An 18,304-nucleotide genomic window follows, 5' to 3' on the forward strand; every position below is an offset into this window, starting at 1 on the left:
ATTTTTTCACATATTTAAGTATAATGAACCTTTATCCGGAAATTAAAGAACTTTTAAAAAGGGTTGAAAATCAATTTGGAGAGGATCTCAGAACCCCGGGTGATTTTTACAGTTTAACCCGGACTATTTATCAAAATTTGAAAGTGAGTATCAGCTTGTCGACTTTAAAAAGACTGTGGGGATATGTTTCTTATACTTCCCGACCGAGATTGACGACTTTGAATATTTTATCCCGTTATGTGGGTTACAGGGATTTCTGTGCGTTTTGTGAAGCGTTACAGAAGGAAGATATTACTCAATCGGAATTTCTAAGCAGTCCTCATATTGAAGTAGCAGAATTGGCATTGGGGACGAAATTGGAGGTGGCTTGGGAACCGAATCGTTATTTATTGCTAATCTATTTGGGGGATACCCGTTTTCAGGTAGTGGAAGCCAGGAATTCAAAGATTCTGCCAGGGGATGAATTTTGTGCCACTCAGTTTATAAAAGGTTTACCTTTATTTTTAACTGATTTTAGGCGGGAAGGGGAAAAGGGTAAAATGTTTTTAGCCGGAAAGGAGGGAGGACTTACATTATTAAACACATTGAAAATAGAATGAATGAGGATGTTTCTTCTGAATTTAGGACGGATGCAGAAATAAACTATGCCGAAAAATTCACTGATATAAAAGAATGGGTTTGTTCTGCTGGCGGTTATACTTTGCTTTATACAGCCAATAAAAATGGCCGCCTGTATGTATTGAAAGGGATAAAACCTCAATACCGGGATAATCCTGTATATATCGGATTATTAAAAAAAGAGTACGATATAACTTATCGTTTGGATCATCCTTTTCTGGTAAAAGTGTTTTTTTTTGAAAAAATAGCTACTTTGGGTTATTGCATTGGGATGGAATATATCGATGGGATGACTTTAAGGGAATGGATGCGGGGGGATAAGATAAATTCGGCTATGGCCCGGAAATGGATTGCGGATTTATTGGAAGGACTGGCTTATATACATAAATGCGGAGTTGTCCATAAAGATATTAAGCCTGAAAATTTACTCATTACTCATAAAGGAAATCAGTTGAAAATTATAGATTTCAGTCTGGCTGATGAGGAGGCATACCGGTACAGGAAAGGGGGAAGAGGGACTGCACATTATGCTGCTCCGGAATTATGGGAAGAGGGGAAGGCCACTTTTGTAAGTGATATTTATTCGGTTGGGAAAGTGATACAGGAGTTAGGGAGTATAAAAGGAACAGGATTAGGTGCCTGTTACAAAAAAGTTGCCCGGAAAGCCACTTCTTTTCAGACCGGGAAACGTTTTTCTTCAGTAGAAGCTATGCAGGAAGAGCTGACACAATCCATGTGCAGAAAAAAAATTGCGATTGGAGTATTGGTCTGTCTCTTTCTTTTCTCTTCTTTCTTCATTTATTGGAAAGGAAATCAATTTTCTGGACAGGAGACAGAGGGGGAGCAAAAATTACCTCGCCCAAATTTGCAGGAAATCTATTATTCCTGTTATTTAAAAATTGATTCTCTTGTCGGACAGGCAGAACGGGAATTGGCTCAAAAGATAAAGCATCCGGATATCAGTGGCCCTGTATACAATTTTGAACGGGATTCTGCAGAACTGGCTTCCCGTTTGTACTCCCTTATTGCAGAAGAGTATGGGGAATATTCCAAGGCGGTCGAAGTCAGGAATAGCCGGTCCTGGGCGGAGCAAAAGCTGTGGCAATATCTTCAGGTACATCGGAAAAAATATGCAACCGTTTTTAATCAGTGTATTTGTGACGCTTTTAAAACAACCGATTTTTCCCAAGCGGAAAAACTTTATAAAGCAACTTACGGGGAAGTTGCCCGGATTAATCTGGAATTCCTCAACCGCTATAAATTTACCCATTAGGGACGTGCCCTTTTGTGTAATTTAAAAGAAAAGTGTTCCTAAAGCCGGAATGATACTGGAGATGTAAATTTTTAAAATGAACTTATATTGTTGTATATTTTAATAAATAATGTATTATGAAAAAGAATTGTATACTAGGTTTTGTTTGTCTGGTTCTTATTTTTATGAATTACAGTCCGCTTTGTGCCCAATCTTTAGAGGATATACTGAAATCTGGAACTGCAGAAAAGATTATGAATACAGTAAAAGAAACCACAAAACTTAAAAATATAGAGGGAACCTGGCAATATGAAGGAGCTGCCTGTCAATTTAAAAGTGATGATTTGCTTCAGAAAGCCGGAGGGATAGTGATGGCAGAAGGGATGAAGACGAAATTAGAGTCAGCCTATGCTAAAGCAGGGATTGAACCGGGAAAATTATCTTACACATTTTTGTCTGATTCGACTTTTACAAGTCAGTTGGGGCAAAAATCCTTTAAAGGTACTTACTCTTACAATGCTTCGACCGGAATTTTGACGCTTAATTATTATTCGCTGGTTCGGATGGATGCTACAGTAGTGAAAACTGTAAAAGGAATGAATTTGTTGTTTAATGCTGACCGCTTATTGAAATTGGTTACCCTTTTGTCCAGTATTTCTAAAAGTTCCAGTTTGGCTGCTGTCGGAAAAGTTGCCGGACAATATGAGGGAATGATGTTGGGATTTGAATTGAAACAATAGCATCCGATATTAGAAATTCTGTGAATGCCTGTTGAATTTATCTGTTAAAGTTTCAAGGGGATGCATGATGATCCATGAATTACCCATTAGGGACGTGCCCTTTTGTGTAAATTCATTTATAGATATGTTTAGGGAGGATACAGAAGGGGGAAGGGGCGAAAAATTACACAAAAGGGCACGTCCCTAATGGGTAAAAATGGAGGTAAATATGAAAAAGTATGTATATGGTTTGGGAATATTAATGGGGATATGTACGGGTTGTGTTATTCATCATTCTGATCGGCAGGCGGAGATTGCCAAAGAAAGGATTACCGTTGAAAAATTGAGACAACATACGGAAGTACTGTCAAACGATTCTTGTCAGGGACGGAAACCCTTTTCGCAAGGGGCAGAAAGAGCTGTTGAGTATATAGCGGAACAAATGAGGGAAGTGGGATTAAAACCGTTTCAGGGAAATTCTTATTTTCAGGAGGTTCCTTTGATTTTATCTACTACAAAACCTTCGCCGGAGATGTTGGTAAAAACCTCCGGGGGAAACAGAATTTTGCACAGATCAGACGATTTTATTGCCTTTACGGCCAGCATCGAACCGGAAATTGATATTGAAGATGCAGAATTGATTTTTGCAGGTTATGGTATTGTGGCCCCGGAATACGGAAAGAATGATTATGCGGGGATTCAGGATCCGCAGAATAAAATAGCAATTGTTTTAATTAATGATCCCGGTTTGGGAGGAGATGATGCGTCTTATTTTAAAGGAGATATCATGACCTATTATGGCCGATGGACATATAAATTTGAGGAGGGAGCGAGGCAGGGGCTGAAAGGAGTATTGATTATTCACGACACGTACGGGGCCGGATATCCCTGGAGTGTTCCGCAAAATTCTGCCAAAGCGAAATTATATATAGAGGATCACCAAAACTATACTTGTGCCCTGACCGGATGGTTGCATTCTGATGTGGCTGAATCTCTATTTAAGGATTGCGGATTAGAGCTGGAAAAATTAAAACAAATTGCAAAAACACCGGATTTTCTTCCTTTCCCTTTACATTCCACTCTCACTGTTTCTTTGAAAAATGAATTTGTAAGACAGACGAGTCCAAATGTTATAGGGTATATAGAGGGTTCCGGGAAGACAGATGAAAGTATAGTATATTTAGCTCATTGGGATCATTTGGGATATGGGGCTCCGGTCGGTGGGGATTCCATTATCAACGGTGCTACAGACAATGCGACTGCTGTGGCTTGGTTACTTGAAACAGCCCGTTGTTTTAATGCTTTAAAAGAAAAACCCCGGCGTAATATTGTTTTTCTGTCTCCTACTTGTGAAGAAACGGGTTTTTGGGGAACGAAATATTATGTGGACCATCCGCTTTTTCCTGTAGAAAAAGTGGCTGCTGTCATAAATCTGGATGTAATTCCTTTATGGGGTGAAAACAATGATGTAACGATAACGGGATACGGTCATTCTACTTTGGATGAAAGTGTAGCCGAATTAGCTCCCCGTTATGGCCGTTATGTCATGCCGGATCCGGATGCCCGGAACGGGATGTTTTACCGTTCGGATCATTTCCCCTTTGTACAAAAGGGAATACCCGCGATGTTTGCTAAAGGGTGGAATGATAACCGGAAACATGGAAAAGAGTGGGCAAAGGAAAAAATTAAACATTATTGGACGGAAATTTACCATAAACCGACCGATCAAACGCATCCCGAAACAGATGATTATGGTGGTTTACTGCAGGAAGTAAAATTATTTTTTGATTTAGGTTATAACTGGGCTAATGCAAAAAATTACCCTCAGTGGAAGCCTGAATCTGAATTTGCGGATATCCTTGACAGGTAAACTGAAAAATATTCATTTTCATTATAAAAAGGATGGCCGGAGAGTAAAGTTCCGGCCATCTTCTTTTATCAAATTACGGTTTTTTATTCGGCTGCAGGCATAAAGATCACCTTTCCGAGTTGCGGATTATCCGCCTGATGATAGATTACCTGTTCAATGCTCTGTTCGTCCTGCACTGTCACGTTCCAGGTATTTCCCTGCGCATAAACTGTCAGAGGCGAATTGTTGTAAAGGTCGTACAGTATTCCTCCGTTCCCATTGTCGCGGAAGACATTCCCGCCGGGATTATAATCATTTCCTTTTGTCAGATTGCCTAAATTCAGTGAGGGACCGGTTCCACCGTTGACATTACCGATATTTGTGATACCCCACAGGTGGCCTGAGATGGTATTACCGCTCATGTAGATTTTCTGTCCGCCGGCAGTATTGTAAATACTGACGCCACTACCTCCGTTCATGGGATTGGAATCCCATTTATTATTTTCCAGAATATTATCGATAATACGGACGTCCATCACTCCGTTCGTAGTAATTCCGTACCGGCAATCGCTTACTTTATTCCCTTGTATAAGCACTTCATTGGAACCGGCAATCCCCAGTAAATTTGCTACAGCTATGCCTCCGTTGGTGGTGATTTCTCCGGGACCGACTACTGTATTACCTGTGATTTCCACCTTGCTGTCGCCGGCTACTGTAACATTGATTTGCGGCCTGTTACGGGCATTATTGGAGTTCTTATAAAGGTAATTATCCTTAAATAACAGAGGAGTAGTCATATTGGCGCCTCCCATGATAGCCGGATAGCCGTTTTCGAGGAAATTACAGCCGGAGACGGTCATCTGTCCGCTACCGCCGAGATTAATTGCTGCATAAGTGTCAGCAATTCCTTTGAAGGTACAATTTTCAATAGTCAGTGGTATAGACCCGAAAAAACGGATGGGACAAGCCGTGAAAGTCACGTTACGAATCTGTCCGCCACCGGCATCTCCTGTAAAATAGAGGGGTGCAGGTACCGAGGTATTGTCGTAAGGAAGAATCTCTGCTGAATTATCCGGTGTAAAATTGACCTTCCCCAGTATACGGATTTCCACGTTATTGCAGATTCGTACCTTTTCGCCTTCGTTTAACGATAAAGTGTCCTCTGCTGCGATTATAAGATTAGCTGTAATTACAAAATCGCCACCGTCCGTCTGCACTCCGGATCCTTCCAACGAACTTAAAGCCGTAAAAGTATAGTTTTTCCCTTCGCCGTCGGTTGTAAATACTTCGGTGACTTCCAGTGTATAATCGGCTTTCAGATCCCCAGACCGGGCTGTTACGACTGCGGTACCGACTAACAGTGCTGTGGCTATCCCTTTGCTATCGACAGACACAACAGAGGCATCGGATGAACTCCATGCAATTTCTCCCGGGAGAATGGCAGCTGCCGGTTCTGTTTCGACCTCCAACGATACTGTCTGTCCTATAATCAGGCGTTTTTGCGGGGACACAATCCGGATTGATTGAGCTGTAACCTTGCTTGCTTTCTGTATAATACGTAAAGAAACAGTTGCAGCGGTCCCGGCGGAAATTGTTGCCGTTATTTCCCTATCGGCAGTATTCCCGGTTTGTATCAGTTTAATAGTGATGACGGCATCTCCTGCCGGTCCATTCATAGGTGTAACCTCGACCCAATCGTTTTTCTCAAGCCCCACTGTCCACGCAGAAGTGGAAGAGAAAGCAATATCCTGACTTGTAGCATCCCCCGGATTGAAAATAATTTCAGAAACATCTCCGGACAGGATAATCTGGTCCGGTTCGTTTTTGTCGTCACTACACCCGGCAATAACGGATAACAAAAGCCATACAAATGTTGAAAGTCGAAACAGTGTTGTCCTCATAAATTTAAAATTAAAGTGAATAAATCAGAAATCTAACAAGTTTATAAAATAATGATAAATAATGCTATCAATCAATACTTTATTGATTGATTATCGTTTTAAATTGTCATAAATTAAAATTTTAAAAAGGTGATGACACCTATTCCGGTAAAGACTAAATATAAGGTTTATTACAAAAATAGTGAATTCTTTAATAACATTTTACTTATTTAAAAAATATAAATAAGATTCCGAAGAAATACAGACAATTTTCTATCCCGGTGTAATCTAAGATTTGGGCAGTATTCTTTTTAAAGGAAATAAAAAATCATTCTAGCGAATAGCCACAAGAAAATACGATTATTTTTTATAACGAAAAAGATGACTTAAAAAGTCATCCTTACCGATTCTGTGGTATCACCTGGAATCGAACCAGGGACACAAGGATTTTCAGTCCTTTGCTCTACCGACTGAGCTATGACACCTCTAATTGCTTGCAAATATAGGGCATTTTACTGAAAGAGCCAAAAGGATATTACACTTTTCTTTTCCTCAATAGAATGCTCAGATAAATCAACAGGCATAGGAGGGGAAAAGTGGACAAGGGTACGGCGGGTTGCAGAAAGAACCAGCAGGGAAGTCCTACTAGCAGAACAAGCAGATACAGACCGAGATAATTACGGATCAGCCGGGGTAACTTTTTCTTTAAAAAGAAAAAAGCAGCAATAAAATTGAGGGGATTCGCCCAGATTAAGTTATAGTTAGGGGCTGTCATCGGATGTAGGGTAAAATACCCTAAAAATATCAGAAGCATACCAATTAATCCCGAAGTTAAAAACAAGGGGAATGTAAATGCAGTCAATACTTTTCCGGAAGTGTATCTTTGTAAAATTAATATTATCAATATACTGCCTATACAAAATACAAAAAAGGGAGAAAAGTACCAGGGATTATGAAGAGCAGTTTCCGGAGCTTTGAAAACCGCAATTGCCGGTTGGGCTAAAAGTTCTCCCTGATCTGTAGCCGAAGCTAATCCCTGCATGAGGTAATCCGGCAGAAACATGGTTTCATAGGGGGTAGCTATGCGGGAGCCGGTTTGTCCTAATATTGTATGAATTCCCCATTTGACCCAGGGCATACGGCAGAGGTATTCGTCTAACAGATTCCAGAAACTTTTATCTGTTTCCGGAATATGCCATTCTATAGGCTGTTGTGTACTTTTGTTAATGATGTCTCTTACCCGGGTGGAACAATTGTCGAATAGAAAATTGTAAAGATAAGTGCGGTTTTCCGGTTGCCGGTTTTCCAATAAATTATCGAAAAGCCGTTGTTTGGTTAACGAATCGAGTTGCAGGGTTTGTGACCATACGCTTCGTTCGTCTAAAATATAAGAAGAAATAAAACTTTCGTACGAAGTGACACTCAATTGATAAAGAAGGAGTCCCTTAGCATATTTCAGATAAAAATGAGGTGTACGAAAATCGAAAGTACCGTAATTAAAAACAACGTCTATTTTTTGTATCGGATCGGCAACCCGGATGGCAGTATGTCCGAAAAGGGAATAAAGTTCTGTTCCCGGAGCACAGGTTAAAATGCTGATTTCAGCCTGAGGAGAGAGGGACATTGCTGAACTCTGGGAAGTTGCCCATAAGAACAGACACACGATGAAGCAGCGGAGAATATTCATGTACTATGTGTTTTCAGTAATCAATTTTAATTTCGTCGGAATATTTTATATCCCATAAAAAAAGAGCTTTTCCCGGTACAGAGTTCCCGGCTTTACAGCGGTCCCTGGATTCGATGATTTTTCTAAATTGGGAAAGGGACATTTTTTCTTGTCCTACTTCCAGCAGGGTCCCTACGATGGCTCGTACCATATTCCGTAAAAAACGATCTGCTTGTATGGTAAATACCAATTGTTTTCCGGTATCTGTCCATTCTGCTTTCATTATCTTACAATTATTTGTTTTCGTGTCCGTATGTAATTTTGAAAAACTTGTAAAATCGGAATATTCAAACAGCATACGGCAAGCCTCATTCATTTTTTGCAGATCGGGCAGCGGATGAATCCGGAAAGCATAATCTTCGGTAAACGGATTTTTGAATTTGTTTATAAAATATTTATAAGTCCGGGATAAAGCTGAAAAGCGGGCATGAGCTTCCGGTTGGACCGGATAAATGGTATGTATTGCTATATTTTTATTTGTCAGACGATTTAATTTATAGACCGTTTTGTTGACATCCTCCAGGACAAAGGGGATGTCAAAATGGGCGACAAAAAATGCAGCGTGCACACCAGTATCCGTACGACCTGCTCCGGTGAGGCTGATTTCCTGGCGTAAAAGGGTAGAAAACGCCTGGTTCAGTTCCTGCTGAACAGAAGGAGCATTGGGTTGTATTTGCCAACCGTTATAAGAGCTGCCGTTATAGGCTAATTCCGTAAAATACCTGGGCATATTAAAATAAATTACGTGTCAAAGATAGTAAGAAAAAATAATAATCAGCGTGAGGGAAAATCCGTATTTTCAGCTGATGGAGGTTTCGGGTCGTCTTCTGTGGTATTGGAAGCGGCATTTTTAATGCTAAAAAATGTAAACCGGAGAAAAGAGATTATATTTCTCCAATAGAAAATTAACTTTGAAATTCTTTTAGAAAAAATGCGTATATTTAATATATTTGTATGCAGGAATGTAAAGTTTACAGAGTAAGAACCGATAAAAATGAGTATAACGGAAAATATAAAAAAGATTGCGGATAGTTTACCGGCACGGGTAAAGTTAATTGCTGTGTCTAAAACGAAGCCGGCAGAAGATATAGAGGAGGCTTACCGTTGGGGGCAACGGGCATTTGGCGAAAACAAAGTGCAGGAACTGGTAAAGAAACAGGAGGTTCTGCCTGATGATATCGAATGGCATCTTATCGGGCATTTACAAACCAATAAAGTGAAGGAAGTAATTCCTTTTGTCACATTGATTCATGCTGTAGACAGTTTGAAATTGCTTTCGGTGATCAACCGGGAAGCTTACAAAATAGGAAGGGTAGTGAATTGCCTGTTGCAGTTTCATATTGCAGAAGAGGATACAAAGTTCGGATTGAGTGAGGCGGAAGCAGCTGAATTGCTGGAAAGTGAAGTGTATCGTGAAATGAAAAACGTAAGAATTACGGGTATTATGGGGATGGCTACTCATACGGAAGAGGAGGAACAAATCCGGAAAGAATTTCGTAGGCTTCGGGAAATATATATAAAATTAAAAAGAGACTATTTTCAGACGGAGGATACTTTCCGGGAAATATCCATGGGAATGTCCGGGGATTACCGGATAGCGGTAGAGGAAGGAAGTACGATGGTCAGGATTGGGAGTTCGATTTTCGGAGAAAGAAATTATCATAAACCAGAATAAACTAATAAATAAAAAAAAGAATATGGCTGATTTGAAAATAAAATTTGCTGGATTGGAGTTAATGAGTCCGATAATTGCCGGTAGTTGCGGGTTGACGGCGGATATCAATAAATTGAAAGAAATGGAGCGTTTCGGAGCGGGAGCTGTGATTTTAAAATCCGTATTTGAAGAACAAATTCTGATGGAAACGCAGCGGGCGATGGGCGATGGAAATTATCCGGAAGAAGAAGATTATATCCGGAATTACATCCGCGGACATGCTATTGAGCAATATATGGAGTTGGTAAAGGCTGCTAAAGCTGCTTTAAAAATTCCGGTTATTGCCAGTATTAATTGTTTAAAAAACGGGGAGTGGGTTGATTTTGCCCGGCAGTTAGAGGCGGCAGGGGCAGACGCTATTGAATTGAATGCTTTTATATTGCCTTTGGACGAATTTAAAGAAAGTGCTGAAATTGAAAATATGTATTTCGAGATTATCAAGCACGTCAAGGCAAAGGTCCATATCCCGGTCATCATGAAAATCAGTCATTATTTTACAAATCTTGCGACATTTGTGGATAAGTTGAAAGCCTATGGGGCAGATGCAGTCACCTTATTCAACCGTTTTTATGAGCCCGACATTGACATTGAGAGAATGACGGTAGGGGTTGCTTCTGTATTCAGTATGCCGACAGATTTGCGTACTACTTTGAGGTGGACAGGAATTTTAACAGGAAAGGATGCCCAATTGCAACTATCTGCTTCAACCGGTGTACATAGCGGAGAGGCGGTTGTAAAACTTTTACTGGCCGGTGCGACAACAGTACAACTGTGTTCGGTTATGTATGAAAGCGGACTGTCTGTCATTCAGACGATGAATCATTTTCTGGCTTCCTGGATGGATAGTAAATCTTTTAAGACCGTAGAAGAATTCAGGAGAAAATTGTCGTATGCCAATATAGATAATGCAGCCCGTTACGAAAGGGCGCAATTTATGAAGTATTTCAGCGACCGGAAAGATTAATACAAGGAATTATTTAGTAATAAATTTATTATGAAGTACTGTGTGTTTCTCATTGTGTTGTGTGCTTTGGCCTGTTCCGGAAACAAATATCCGGGCGTTCCGGAAAAGTATCATGCTCTTTTAAATCAGGCTCTGGCTAAGGCCGGTGACAATGCAGCCGAACTGAACAAGGCTCTCGATTCCTGCGATATCCGGTATAAAGAGGGAATGGCTTTTTTGATTGCATATATGCCGGAACGGGATTTGAAAGGGTTGAAAGCCGGTTTTTTAATCAATAATGTGGAATATGCTTACAAAGCCCGGGAGTGTTTCCCCTGGGCGGGAGAACTTCCGGATAGTATTTTCCTGAATGAGGTACTTCCTTATATTTCGTTAAACGAAACCCGGGAAGAATGGCGTCCGGATTTTTTCGGTCGTTTTTCTTCGTATGTGGGCAGCTGTAAAACCGTTTGGGAAGCTATAGATTCGGTAAACCGGAACATCCGGGATGAAGTGAGGGTTGATTATAATACAAAACGGGAAAAACCGGATCAGAGTCCGTACGAATCTATGCGTCAGGGGATGGCTTCTTGTAGCGGACTTTCCATTTTACTGACAGATGCTTTCCGGGCCGTAGGTATTCCGGCCCGGGTGGCGGGTACACCGAATTGGCATGATAACCGGGGGAACCACAATTGGTGTGAAGTCTGGGTAGAAGGGAAATGGTATTTTACGGAGTATTATCCCAATGCCCTGAATAAAGCATGGTTTTTTGCAGATGCCGGAAAGGCTGTAAAGGGGGATGTGCAACATGCTATCTACGCTTCTTCTTTTCAGCCGGCGAATACTTATTTCCCTTTAGTTTGGGATGAAACCATCCGCTATGTACCTGCAGAAAATGTGACAGAGCGGTATGTAGATTTATATAAAACATATGAATCTGCTATAAAAGCAGATGGAAAACATATTCCCGTAAAAGTAATGATGTTCCGTACGGCGCAGTGCGTGCAGAATTCTGACGACCGGATTGCTGCCAATGTAGATGTGTTCTGTGGCAAAGAACAGGTGGGAGGAGGACGTACAGCCGGAGATACACAGGACATGAATGACGTATTGGAGTTTTTACTGGAGAAAAATAAGACCTATACATTTAAATATGCAGATGAAGAGGGAAGAGAAAAACTGGCAGAGGTAAGGGTAAAGGAGGAACCTATAACCGTAAATCTACATATGCAATGAAAAAACAGATTCTATTCGCTTTATTTTTTGTGTATGGTATAATTAATCTCTATGCGCAGGATATCACTCACTCCTTTGTCCCGATTGGTAAAATTTATGCGACAGGACAGGTAATGGAAGCTCAAAAAGTTGTTTTCCCTCATGAAGTATATCAGTTTAAGATAGATAGTGCCACAGAGTATTGGTCTGTGCAGTTACGGACGCTCCGGAAATCCGGAGAAGGATATATTACAAAAGGGGATTTACTTTTGTATCAGCCTTTTGAAAAGCAAGTTATATGGAAAGAACAGATTTTATACAAAAGAGGCATACTCTATAATTTCCCTTACATTTTAAATCCTGAGGGCCTTACAACCGTCTGCTACAATTGGCACGACGGAGGAATTATGTGGGAGACGGGCGGAATAGCTGTAGGTGCCCATAATTCTGTCGGTCTTTTAGCTACCGGAAAAGGTTCTGGCGCCAAAGTATGGGGAGTTGATCTCTCTACCGGGAAGAAGATATGGAAGAGAAAACTGAATATTTCCACGGGAATAGATTTATACGGACTCAATGATTCTATCCTTATTGTAAGGGGCAGAGGCTTGCATCAGATAAACTTGCGGACAGGCAAAGGATGGGATTACAAAGCCAATACGGGAGAAGGGGATGATGGCGAGGATATGGCACTGGCAGGAAGTTTTATGACGATTGGAATTCTTCCAACTTTACTATTTTTAGGTGGGAAAAGTGAATATATAAAAAATATTACTTCCGGGTTATTGTTAGAGGAAAACGATATTTACTGGGCAGGGAAAGATCGGATTGTGCGTTTAAAAAAGGATGGAAAGGTCGTATGGGAAAAACCACTTCCTCAATCTTCTGTCAGTAGTTCAAAACTTATATTACAGGATTCTTTATTATATATGCTCAATTATGGGGCAGCAGAGAAGGGAAAAGAAACGACTAATTACGGTAATCCGTTTGTAGCTGCCTATACTAAAGAGGACGGTAAGCAATTGTTTTGCAATGTTGTTTTCGATAAAGGAGAAGAAATGAAAGATTACAGTCTTTCCGCTAATTCAGTCTGGATCGCCAATACCAGTAAGCTCATAAAATATACCCTGCAAGAAGGGATGCCGGTAGAAAAAATATATAATCGTACTTCCTACGGAAATTTTGATGCTTTTGTAGAAAAAGGCGTGTATCTCAAAGGAAAGGATTCTTTATTTTACGATTGGGTAGGAGCAACTCCTCAATATAAAATAATCCGGACCGACAGTATGGAATATCTGGTTTTTGATCAGGATTTAAATTTGGTCAAAGTAGTAGACGGAAAAGATATGTTTGTGGAATACCGCAAGTGGAAAGGATATCGGTTTTTATACGGGAATGACGAAACTTATATCATTGATGAAAAAAATAGACCGGTAGCTGTGTTGAATATTTCTCCGGCAGCAGTGCTTGTCAAGCAAAAATTATATGAGAAATATAATAATATAATGATAACAGTAGATTTAGAACAATTGGGGCTTAATTAAATAAATGTGATTCAGACTTTAAAAAATTGGATGCTCCCGGTCGCTATGTTGACGGGAGCATTATTTCATTCGTATATAAATATATTGTCATTTTTAACGCCCACATTGATATTTTGCATGTTATTTCTGACGTTTTGCAAGATATCTCCCCGGAATATAAAATTTTCGGGTTTGTATATTTGGCTAATTTTAATTCAGTTGGGAGGAAGTTTATTGTTATACGGTTTGATTGCTCCTTTCAATGAAGAGATTGCGCAGGGAATATTAATTTGTGTGGTGGCACCGACAGCGACAGCAGCGGCTGTAATTACGGGTATGCTGGGGGGAAATGTAGCTTTTTTGGCGAGTTTTGTTTTTCTCAGTAACATTGCTGTGGCTTTAGCGGCTCCCGTTATTTTTTCTTTTTTAGGTACAAACAGCGGTTTGCCTTTTTGGACGTCTTTCGGTTATGTTTGCCGGCAGGTTATGCCTTTATTGATATTGCCTTTATTGGGAGCATGGGTAGTTCAGTATACCTTGCCCCGGATTCATCGCTGGTTACTGTCGGTACAAATAGTTGCTTTTTATATGTGGTCCCTGGCCCTGACTATTGTAACTGCGCGTACAGTCAGTTTTTTGCTGGCACAGGAAAATCCCCATTATCGGACAGAAATAATCTTGGCTTTATTGGCTCTGCTTGTGTGTGTATTTCAGTTCGGACTGGGCCGGCGACTGGGTAAACGATACGGGAATACCATAGCCGGGGGACAGGGATTGGGACAAAAAAATACTATTTTAGCTATCTGGATGGCTCAGATTTATTTGTGTCCGGCAGCAGCAGTTGGTCCTGCAGCTTATGTATTGTGGCAGAACCTTATCAACTCATGGCAGTTGTGGAAAAAGAGAAGGAATAAGGTGAAAAATCAATTATAGATAATTATTGTTTTAATCTGTTTTGCCTTTTCAGGGCTGTTTCAGGGGGAACTGTTTTGCTGAAACACAAGAAATAAAAGAAAATGCGATATAAAAAATATGAAAACGCTTTGCTTGCCGTAATTTCTCTAGGGGTAGGATTATGTATTGTATCTTACTATGTAACTACTTTGCCCGGATTTTGACATAGGCTTTAACGTAGCGTATATTTCCTTTAGGTGCGGTGTGCTGACAGTTGGATTATGGGGTATACTTTTATTTCTTTTCCGCTTCATTGGAAAATGTAGGAATACTCCGCAGAAAAGCCTGCTGTTTAAGATAACTGCTGTGCTGCTATACTGGATGATTCTGTGGGGTTTTTGCTATTATCAGTGCACTATAAAAGCGATGAAAGACTGGAACGGGATGTTGAACGGAAATGTCGGATAACCGTAGCATTGCGGTATAAAAATAAAAAATAACAGTAAAAATTACAGATGCCTAATGTTATAATATCAATAAAACACAAAAACTATGGAATTAACATTACATTTAAATTCACGTTTACGACCGATGCACCGGTTTGAATTAGAAGACGTAATTCAGGAAATACTTAAAAAGGAGCAAATAGGAGAAGTGTCAGGAGGAGGAACGGCTCTGAATCCTGATGGAGAAATCGTATCTTGTGATATCGATATCCATTTGAATGAGGATAAGCAGGACAATATAAATTATTTGGTGGATGTGCTCAAACAGTTGGGTATTCCCAAAGGTTCTGCCTTGTTAAGAATTGAGCCGGCATTGAAAATAGAGGTAGGAACATTGGAGGGATTGGCTTTTTACACCAATGGTACGGAATTGCCTGAGGAGGTATACAAAACTTGTGATATCAATTATGTGGTGGAACAAATGGAACTGGCAATGCAAGGAATCGGGAGATTATATAGTTATTGGGAAGGAAATATATACACAGCTCTCTATTTTTATGGAAATTCTTATGCCGAAATGAAACAGAAAATAGAACCTTTTATTGCAACATATCCCTTGTGTCAGAAGAGCCGTATTGAGCAAATTGCTTAGAAAAAGCTGATGTGGCAACAACAGCTTTACTGGCTTATGGGAGGAACACTGAGAAATGTATGAATTATAGGAAAACAGCAGGGAAATAACAGTCTTTCCTCGGAGTGCCAGGGAGGATTTAATCGTCTTTCAATTTCCATACTGTCCTGCGGATTGTTGCATACAAAACCAGATATCTTTGGAGGATTTTGTAAAAGGGGCGATTTTTGAATAACTGAACAAAGCAGAAACTTAATAATTATAAATCAGTGATGAAACAATTGATTGCCTGTTGCGGATTGGATTGTGAGAATTGCGATGCCCGCATAGCTACTGTCGCAAATGACAACGAATTAAGAGAAAAAACGGCCCGAAAGTGGAGTGTGATGAACAATACAGCGGAGATTACAGCAGCAACCATAAATTGTATGGGTTGCCGTTCAGAGGGAGTGAAATTTGCATATTGCAGCGATTATTGTGAAATCCGCAGATGTATCGCTGAAAAAGGGTTTACTACCTGCGGTGACTGTAATGAATTGGATAGTTGCCGGCTGGTAGGTGCTATTTTTCAGCATAATTCCGCTGCAAAAGAGAATCTGCTGTCTTCAAAAACGATCTGATGCCCCGGGACTCTCTGTTTAAAAGGAAAGTGTTTTGTATTTTGAATACCGTATTTTGTATTTGCAAGTGTGACGGACAGGAATCGTTTCTGTGGTACAGAACAATTTAATGACAATCCTGCTTTTTCAGCGATCTTTATACAACTGAATTTGAGCGGAAAGGAGACGGGTGTGTCAATCCCAATAGACAGGATATGAAATTCAAACGGACAAAGTACAGCACCGAAAATGTTAAAAAGACGGAGCTTGGGTCCTGAATGATCAGATGCCTTCCAGTATTTTGTTTATTTCCCGGACTTTTTGCTCCATATCCGGATTATTTTTAATCAGGCCGGAGAGGGCTATCCCTTGTATTCCGGTATGCATAAGGGGGATGAAATCGGTGTCCGTGATTCCGCCGATGGCAAATACGGGCAGGGATATTTTTTGCTGAGACATAGAGTTTAAAATTTCCTTATAGCCGTTTAATCCCAGTACGGGACTTAATTTTTGTTTGGTAGTCGTATACCGGTAAGGGCCTAAACCGATGTAGTCGACTCCCTGAGTGGCTCTTAGCCGTACATCTTCAATCGTATTACAGGTCGCACCTATAATCTTATCGCTTCCCAATATCTTACGGGCTTCTTTCGGGTCCATGTCTTCCAGCCCCAGATGAACACCGTCCGCCTCCAACTGACGGGCGATGTCCACATGATCGTTGACAATAAAGAGAGCCTTGTAATAGCTGCATATTTCCCTGACAAGCCGGCCGACCTGCAAAATTTCAGTACGATTGCTTTTTTTCATCCGTAATTGTATCCACCGGATGCCTCCGCGGCAGACGGCTTCCACTTGTTCACAGATGGTCCGGCCTTCTTTGTAATCCGTAATATATTGCAGGTGAAGATCCGCTACCAGCGGTTTTTTGTTCAAAGGAGCCGGAAAATGATAACCTAGCAGGCTGTCATTCGAATCCATTAAACGGGAAACGTATACCTGTGCTTTCCGGCAGGCTTCCGCTAAAGAATAGCCTTGCGCTAAATAAGCCGTAATGGCTGATGATAATACACAACCTGTCCCGTGTTTTTGATACATATTTCTTTCTACAGTAAAACAATGTACGGCATCCGGACTGATTAACCGGTCTACAGAGACGGCTTCTGCATTATGTCCCCCTTTCCATAACAAATGGAAACGGTAGTATTTACAGATTTCCTGTAATGCTGAAATTTCAGGATTTTTGCTGAATAACTGTTTCAATTCATCGGTATTGGGAGTAATGAGGTAGAGCTGTCTTAAAAAACGTTCCGGCAAAAGGAGAGAAGCATGAAAAGAAAATCCGGAAGAAGACCGGAGAATCGGGTCCCATATAATTTTTATATCCGGAACTTTTTGAATCAGATAATCGGTCAGGGAAAAAAGGATTTCCTTATCGGGCAGCAGGCCTAATTTGATATAGTGAGGGATTGCATACCGGAATTGTAGTTCAAGTTGAGAAATGATATCTTCCAAACGAAAAGAGGCAGTGGCCTGATATTCTCTTTCATTTTGAAAAGTCAGGGCAGATAATATGCCACGTCCGTAAACGCCGCAATTTTCAAATGTTTTGAGGTCGGCTGCTATACCTGCTCCTCCGCTGGGATCAAAACCTGCTATACTGAATACAACCGGAGTCTTCAAACGTCTGAAACGCATAAAAGCTGCTTCCGGACAGTTCCAGATATAGCCCAATACTGCAATCCCTGCAAATCCCGCTCTTTGACAGGAGCTTATTTTGTCGGGAGTAATGCCCCCCAGTGCAATTACCGGTACCGGTAATTTTGCTTCTGTAATATGGGGTATATGCCGGAAAGGGCTGCAATAATCCGGTTTAGAAAGACTGTCGAAAATGGGACTTAAAAAACAATAAGTCACTCCGAAAGGAAGTGTCTTTATTTCTGAAAGGGTGTGACAGGAGATACTGATATGTGAAAATTTTTTGTATTTCACAATATCATTTTTCTGATTATACTTCAAATGTATACCCCGTAACTGATATGTGGTTGCCAACTCATAAAAATCGTGGATGACGATACGGTTTCTGTAGTGAGGACGGATTTTTTGAATAAAGTGTTCAAATACTGCCTTGTCTGCTCCGGGTTTACGCAGATGGAGGATATCCAGCCCGTAATCGAACAGAAGATTACAGATTGCCGTTTCTTCGAAAACGGGAAGGGGGGAAGTGATCAAAACTGTCAGCATCTTTCAGTTAAAAAGAATCCAATGTATGCTCAGAAAAAACAAAATTTCTTCGTT

15 protein-coding genes and 1 tRNA gene are annotated in these 18,304 nt (G+C 40.5%); 11 read left to right on the plus strand and 5 right to left on the minus strand.

The features are described 5' to 3' along the window. The first annotated feature begins 137 nt into the window (after positions 1-137). The 4 genes from Q0465_RS06115 to Q0465_RS06130 all read left to right on the plus strand — a co-directional run bounded on the left by Q0465_RS06115 (position 138) and on the right by Q0465_RS06130 (position 4,459). Positions 138-599, plus strand: a complete 462-nt coding sequence (locus Q0465_RS06115) for a hypothetical protein (protein WP_298614111.1) — start codon at positions 138-140, stop codon at positions 597-599. Beyond that, positions 596-1,891, plus strand: a complete 1,296-nt coding sequence (locus Q0465_RS06120; protein ID WP_298614112.1) for a serine/threonine-protein kinase — start codon at positions 596-598, stop codon at positions 1,889-1,891. Before Q0465_RS06115 ends, Q0465_RS06120 begins: the two co-directional genes overlap by 4 nt. Positions 1,892-2,007: 116 nt before the next feature. Beyond that, the gene (locus tag Q0465_RS06125) at positions 2,008-2,610 is read left to right on the plus strand and encodes a DUF4923 family protein (RefSeq protein WP_298614114.1); all 603 of its coding nucleotides are present in this window, start codon (positions 2,008-2,010) and stop codon (positions 2,608-2,610) included. Between the two features lie 208 nt (positions 2,611-2,818). Further along, positions 2,819-4,459, plus strand: a complete 1,641-nt coding sequence (locus tag Q0465_RS06130) for a M28 family peptidase (protein WP_298614115.1) — start codon at positions 2,819-2,821, stop codon at positions 4,457-4,459. 83 nt (positions 4,460-4,542) lie between these two features. Here Q0465_RS06130 and Q0465_RS06135 read toward each other — a convergent pair whose 3' ends face one another. From Q0465_RS06135 to truA, 4 genes are all read right to left on the minus strand, one after another. Continuing rightward, complete coding sequence (locus Q0465_RS06135) at positions 4,543-6,339, minus strand: Ig-like domain-containing protein (RefSeq protein ID WP_298614117.1); 1,797 nt, start codon at positions 6,337-6,339, stop codon at positions 4,543-4,545. Between the two features lie 391 nt (positions 6,340-6,730). Further along, positions 6,731-6,803, minus strand: a tRNA-Phe gene (locus Q0465_RS06140). Positions 6,804-6,853: 50 nt separating this feature from the next. Then, positions 6,854-8,005, minus strand: a complete 1,152-nt coding sequence (locus tag Q0465_RS06145) for a DUF4105 domain-containing protein (RefSeq protein ID WP_298614119.1) — start codon at positions 8,003-8,005, stop codon at positions 6,854-6,856. Between the two features lie 13 nt (positions 8,006-8,018). Then, positions 8,019-8,774, minus strand: coding sequence for a tRNA pseudouridine(38-40) synthase TruA (gene truA / locus Q0465_RS06150; protein ID WP_298614121.1), 756 nt, complete (start codon positions 8,772-8,774; stop codon positions 8,019-8,021). A 264-nt stretch (positions 8,775-9,038) separates the two neighbouring features. Here truA and Q0465_RS06155 point away from each other — a divergent pair, with 264 nt between their 5' ends. The 7 genes from Q0465_RS06155 to Q0465_RS06185 all read left to right on the plus strand — a co-directional run bounded on the left by Q0465_RS06155 (position 9,039) and on the right by Q0465_RS06185 (position 16,030). Further along, a complete protein-coding gene (locus Q0465_RS06155; RefSeq protein WP_298614123.1) occupies positions 9,039-9,719 on the plus strand; it encodes a YggS family pyridoxal phosphate-dependent enzyme in 681 nt (226 codons plus the stop codon). A 22-nt stretch (positions 9,720-9,741) separates the two neighbouring features. After that, a complete protein-coding gene (locus Q0465_RS06160; RefSeq protein WP_298614125.1) occupies positions 9,742-10,722 on the plus strand; it encodes a dihydroorotate dehydrogenase-like protein in 981 nt (326 codons plus the stop codon). 30 nt (positions 10,723-10,752) lie between these two features. Further along, entirely contained in the window at positions 10,753-11,940 is a 1,188-nt protein-coding gene (locus tag Q0465_RS06165; RefSeq protein WP_298614127.1) for a transglutaminase family protein, read from the plus strand. Beyond that, a complete protein-coding gene (locus Q0465_RS06170; protein WP_298614128.1) occupies positions 11,937-13,460 on the plus strand; it encodes a hypothetical protein in 1,524 nt (507 codons plus the stop codon). The genes Q0465_RS06165 and Q0465_RS06170 overlap by 4 nt, the downstream gene beginning before the upstream one ends. Before the next feature lie 45 nt (positions 13,461-13,505). Further along, on the plus strand, positions 13,506-14,372 hold the full coding sequence (locus Q0465_RS06175) for a transporter (protein WP_367274304.1): 867 nt from the start codon (positions 13,506-13,508) through the stop codon (positions 14,370-14,372). A gap of 513 nt (positions 14,373-14,885) precedes the next feature. Continuing rightward, positions 14,886-15,431 (plus strand): hypothetical protein, encoded by a 546-nt coding sequence (locus Q0465_RS06180; protein WP_298614129.1) that lies wholly within the window; start codon positions 14,886-14,888, stop codon positions 15,429-15,431. Between the two features lie 251 nt (positions 15,432-15,682). Next, complete coding sequence (locus Q0465_RS06185) at positions 15,683-16,030, plus strand: DUF3795 domain-containing protein (RefSeq protein WP_298614131.1); 348 nt, start codon at positions 15,683-15,685, stop codon at positions 16,028-16,030. Between the two features lie 261 nt (positions 16,031-16,291). On the opposite strand, the gene Q0465_RS06190 is transcribed toward Q0465_RS06185, so the two are convergent. Continuing rightward, positions 16,292-18,250 (minus strand): thiamine phosphate synthase, encoded by a 1,959-nt coding sequence (locus Q0465_RS06190; protein WP_298614133.1) that lies wholly within the window; start codon positions 18,248-18,250, stop codon positions 16,292-16,294. Between the last annotated feature and the right edge of the window lie 54 nt (positions 18,251-18,304).

The organism is uncultured Odoribacter sp. (assembly GCF_937966165.1).
Lineage (GTDB): Bacteria > Bacteroidota > Bacteroidia > Bacteroidales > Marinifilaceae > Culturomica.

Bases quoted from the DNA above. Each gene is read 5' to 3' on its own strand.
- Q0465_RS06165 (WP_298614127.1), top strand. From the start codon at position 10,753: ATGAAGTACTGTGTGTTTCTCATTGTGTTGTGTGCTTTGGCCTGTTCC.
- Q0465_RS06145 (WP_298614119.1), bottom strand. From the start codon at position 8,005: ATGAATATTCTCCGCTGCTTCATCGTGTGTCTGTTCTTATGGGCAACT.
- Q0465_RS06120 (WP_298614112.1), top strand. From the start codon at position 596: ATGAATGAGGATGTTTCTTCTGAATTTAGGACGGATGCAGAAATAAAC.
- Q0465_RS06125 (WP_298614114.1), top strand. From the start codon at position 2,008: ATGAAAAAGAATTGTATACTAGGTTTTGTTTGTCTGGTTCTTATTTTT.
- Q0465_RS06185 (WP_298614131.1), top strand. From the start codon at position 15,683: ATGAAACAATTGATTGCCTGTTGCGGATTGGATTGTGAGAATTGCGAT.
- Q0465_RS06135 (WP_298614117.1), bottom strand. From the start codon at position 6,339: ATGAGGACAACACTGTTTCGACTTTCAACATTTGTATGGCTTTTGTTA.
- Q0465_RS06190 (WP_298614133.1), bottom strand. From the start codon at position 18,250: ATGCTGACAGTTTTGATCACTTCCCCCCTTCCCGTTTTCGAAGAAACG.
- truA (WP_298614121.1), bottom strand. From the start codon at position 8,774: ATGCCCAGGTATTTTACGGAATTAGCCTATAACGGCAGCTCTTATAAC.
- Q0465_RS06160 (WP_298614125.1), top strand. From the start codon at position 9,742: ATGGCTGATTTGAAAATAAAATTTGCTGGATTGGAGTTAATGAGTCCG.
- Q0465_RS06170 (WP_298614128.1), top strand. From the start codon at position 11,937: ATGAAAAAACAGATTCTATTCGCTTTATTTTTTGTGTATGGTATAATT.
- Q0465_RS06180 (WP_298614129.1), top strand. From the start codon at position 14,886: ATGGAATTAACATTACATTTAAATTCACGTTTACGACCGATGCACCGG.
- Q0465_RS06175 (WP_367274304.1), top strand. From the start codon at position 13,506: ATGTTGACGGGAGCATTATTTCATTCGTATATAAATATATTGTCATTT.
- Q0465_RS06155 (WP_298614123.1), top strand. From the start codon at position 9,039: ATGAGTATAACGGAAAATATAAAAAAGATTGCGGATAGTTTACCGGCA.
- Q0465_RS06130 (WP_298614115.1), top strand. From the start codon at position 2,819: ATGAAAAAGTATGTATATGGTTTGGGAATATTAATGGGGATATGTACG.